Source organism: Candidatus Thioglobus sp. (genome assembly GCF_029243085.1).
GTDB lineage: Bacteria > Pseudomonadota > Gammaproteobacteria > PS1 > Pseudothioglobaceae > Thioglobus_A.
This window is the reverse complement of sequence record NZ_JAQWSS010000043.1, coordinates 1-3,358: the sequence shown is the minus strand read 5'-3', so window position 1 is coordinate 3,358 and position 3,358 is coordinate 1. Positions and strand designations below refer to the sequence as shown.

Annotated in this window: 4 protein-coding genes; 1 reads left to right on the top strand and 3 read right to left on the bottom strand. The window is 37.5% G+C overall.

The annotated features are described in order from the left end of the window. Positions 1-17 precede the first annotated feature (17 nt). From P8M52_RS02555 to lptE, 3 genes are read right to left on the bottom strand one after another with little or no spacing between them, the layout of a single operon-like run. Entirely contained in the window at positions 18-1,277 is a 1,260-nt protein-coding gene (locus tag P8M52_RS02555) for a glutamate-5-semialdehyde dehydrogenase (RefSeq protein ID WP_300306863.1), read from the bottom strand. Beyond that, entirely contained in the window at positions 1,265-2,284 is a 1,020-nt protein-coding gene (gene holA / locus P8M52_RS02550) for a DNA polymerase III subunit delta (RefSeq protein ID WP_300306861.1), read from the bottom strand. Before holA ends, P8M52_RS02555 begins: the two co-directional genes overlap by 13 nt. Further along, complete coding sequence (lptE, locus tag P8M52_RS02545; protein ID WP_300306859.1) at positions 2,274-2,726, bottom strand: LPS assembly lipoprotein LptE; 453 nt, start codon at positions 2,724-2,726, stop codon at positions 2,274-2,276. Before lptE ends, holA begins: the two co-directional genes overlap by 11 nt. A 153-nt stretch (positions 2,727-2,879) precedes the next feature. On the opposite strand from lptE, the gene P8M52_RS02540 reads away from it, so the two are divergent. After that, the coding region (locus tag P8M52_RS02540) for an ATP-dependent metallopeptidase FtsH/Yme1/Tma family protein (protein ID WP_300306857.1) at positions 2,880-3,358 on the top strand (479 nt) is incomplete at its 3' end.

The window sequence follows — 3,358 nt, the reverse complement described above, 5'->3', positions numbered from 1 at the left end:
TACTCATAATTTTTATTTTATTGTCTAATATGACCGTCACCAAGGACGATAAATTTTTGTGAAGTAAGCCCTTCTAATCCAACTGGGCCACGGACATGGAATTTGTCGGTACTGATACCAATTTCTGCGCCAAGGCCATATTCAAAGCCATCAGCAAATCCGGTCGATGCATTGATCATCACAGATGAAGAGTCAACTTCAGTTAGGAAGCGACGACCTGATGTGTAATTCTCAGTAACGATTGATTCGGTATGGCCTGAGCCATGTTGTTCAATATGATCAATGGCTTCTGACATTGTATTAACAATACGAATCGATAAAATGGCATCCAAATATTCTGTATCCCAATCTTCGTCAGTTGCCTCAATAATTTGCTTGGACAATTTCATGGTTTGTTTACAACCTCTCAACTCCACGCCTTTAATAGCATATTCTGTAATTAGTTCTGGCAGTACTCTACCAGCAGCTGACGCATGCACTAGTAACGTTTCCATAGCATTACATACGCCATAACGTCGGGTTTTTGCGTTAAATGCAATCTTGATGGCCTTGTTAGTGTCAGCATCCTTGTCAATATAGGTATGACAAACACCATGCAGGTGTTTAATGACTGGTACTTTGGCGCTATTGCTAATAGCTTCAACTAGACCTTTGCCGCCACGTGGAATAATGGCATCTACATAATCGCTAGCTTGCACTAGTTCATTTACCGCTTCTCGATCTGTAGTGTCAATTAGTTGTACGCAATACTCATTTAAGCCAGCATCAATGAGACCGTCTTTGACGCAGGCATAAAGTGCAAGATTGGAGTGAATAGCTTCCGATCCACCACGCAAAATTGCACCATTGCCAGATTTAAGACAAAGCGCTGCAGCGTCAATAGTGACATTAGGTCGAGATTCATAAATAATTCCCATAACCCCTAAAGGTACGCGCATCTTGCCAATTTGAATGCCACTAGGGCGGTATTTTAAATCGGTTATTTCCCCAATGGGATCAGGCAAATTGGCGATTTGATTAAGGCTTTCTATAATCCCATCTAGGCGCTGGTCGTCTAGCATTAATCGATCAATTAATGCATTATCCAAGCCTTTGTTTTTGCCATTGTCAAGGTCTTTTTTGTTGGCTGATAGAATATTATTACGATTGCTGTTAATCTGACTAGCAATGTTTAGCAAGGCATTGTTTTTTGCTTGTGTGGTGGTACGCCTAAGAGACTTTGCCGCAATTTTGGCATTTTTTCCCAGATTAGTGATTATATTTTTTATTGAGCCCATTGGTTCTTTCCGGCTAGATTTAACAAAAGTGTGTGTAATTCATCAACGACATTAACATTATCCATGCCTTTGATTGAGCGGTCAATACGACCTAAGAGTAATAATAGTTTTTGTAAGCGCTGATAAGGGTGGCGTTTAAGCGTATTAGTGATAATAGGCTTTCTTTTGTTCCAGACTTGGTGGCTTTGTAAAATGGCATTAATATCGTTGTTTTGATGCAGGTCAATCGACATATCAATAATAGACTTTATTTCTCGATATAGTGCACTACTGAGCAGAATGGGCATGGCTGCATCATTTAACAAAGTGTTATAAATTTTACTAACCTGAACAGTATCTCCAAATAAAGCTGCATCAATCAAGCCATAGACAGTGTATTTGGATTGCTCTTGAGCCTGATCAAGGAATTCTTGGGTATTGATGTTTCCATCAGGGTAAGTCATCTTTAATTTTTGAATTTCTTGCATTGAAGCCAGTAAATTCCCTTCAGTGCAAAAAGCAATACTTTGTGCTACTTCTTGGTTTGCTTTTAGACCAAAAGTGGCCATGTGATTACTAATCCAGCCCACTAAATGATCATTTGAAATTTCCCAGTGCTGGATAACCCCACCATATTGTTCAAGCGTTTTAAACCATTTGCTTTTTTGTTGAGCTAATTCTAATTTTCCAGTTGATATTAATAGCAAAATATCACTTGGGATATTGCTAGCAAGTGCACTTAAAGCTTTGGAGCCTTTGACGCCAATTTTTCCAGTTTTCAGCTTGCATTCGATAATACGCTGAGGTGAGAATAAAGAAGTGTTGGCAATCTCAGCTGTGACGAGATTCCAATCAAAATTACCATCAATTTCAAAGCTGGTTTTTTCATTAAAACCAGTTTGCTTGGCGATTGATAGAATGCTGGCTAAGCTTTGTTCGATTAATAACGGTTCTGCGCCAAAAACAAAATAAAGAGGTTCTAATTTGCTGGTCAGTTGTGAATTAAGCGCTTCTGGCTTAATTCTCATTGAGTTTTAACAATCTTCTGATTAACTTTTTAATAACAGTATGTCTTAATTGAGCATATGACTCTTCTTTTTGCAGGCGATCAGCTTGTGATGAGTCAGTTTTGTTAAGCTGTGTATTGGCAGTTAATTCTTGGGATAGTAGTAATTGTTGCTCAGCATCAAATACTTTAACAGGCACAATTAGATTTAATGTGTAGCTATTAGCGGTGTTGTTTATCGTGTAAGAAGAGGTTTGTATTCTTTGTATTTCCGCACCAATTTGAATGGTTAGATTTTGCACCGCATCTTGGTTAAATTGTTTTTGCAATTCGACAGCAAATTTATTTGACTTTTCACTTTGAATTATTGCGTTTAATGTAGTATTTTTAGCGGGTGCATGAAATCCACATGAGCTTAATAAAGTCGACAACAAAATAAGTGCTATTAGATTAATTTTTGACATAGTGTTAGTAATTTAACTTTATAAGTAAAGAATTATGACAGAATTTGATTTTATTTGTTGAAAAACCTTGAAAAAACACCATCAGCTCATATATAAGTAAGCAATAGGGTATAGTTACCTGTCTTATTTTTTTATAATTTTAGTATTAGTCTCATGTTTAAGAATTTATTGTTATGGTTAGTGTTGGGTAGTGTTCTTACTTCTATTTTTAGTCAGTTTGAAGTTAATAACAAGCCAAGCGAAGTAACCTATTCTGAGTTTATTCAAAGCGTCAAACAAGGCGATGTTTCTGAAGTAACCATTGCAGGTAGTAATATTTCAGGTATTGGAGCCGGTGGTGAAAGTTTTTCAACCTATTCGCCTGGCGACCTTGGTTTAATGGGTGATTTGTTAGACAACGGGGTAAATGTTGTTGCCAAGCCACCTGAGAAAGATGGATTTTTTAAGCAATTAATCATTTCATTGGCGCCAATTGTTTTATTGATTGCAGTTATTCTTTACACAATGAAGGGTGCTGGTGGCGCTATGGGCGGTAAGAATCCAATGAGTTTTGGCAAGTCTAAAGCGCGTCTAATTCCTAAGGATGAATCCAATGTGACCTTTGCTGATGTCGCTGGTGTAGATGAAGCTAA

What these genes read in the sequence shown, in the direction of transcription:
- P8M52_RS02555 (WP_300306863.1), bottom strand. Translation starts at nt 1,277, where the DNA reads ATGGGCTCAATAAAAAATATAATCACTAATCTGGGAAAAAATGCCAAA.
- lptE (WP_300306859.1), bottom strand. Translation starts at nt 2,726, where the DNA reads ATGTCAAAAATTAATCTAATAGCACTTATTTTGTTGTCGACTTTATTA.
- holA (WP_300306861.1), bottom strand. Translation starts at nt 2,284, where the DNA reads ATGAGAATTAAGCCAGAAGCGCTTAATTCACAACTGACCAGCAAATTA.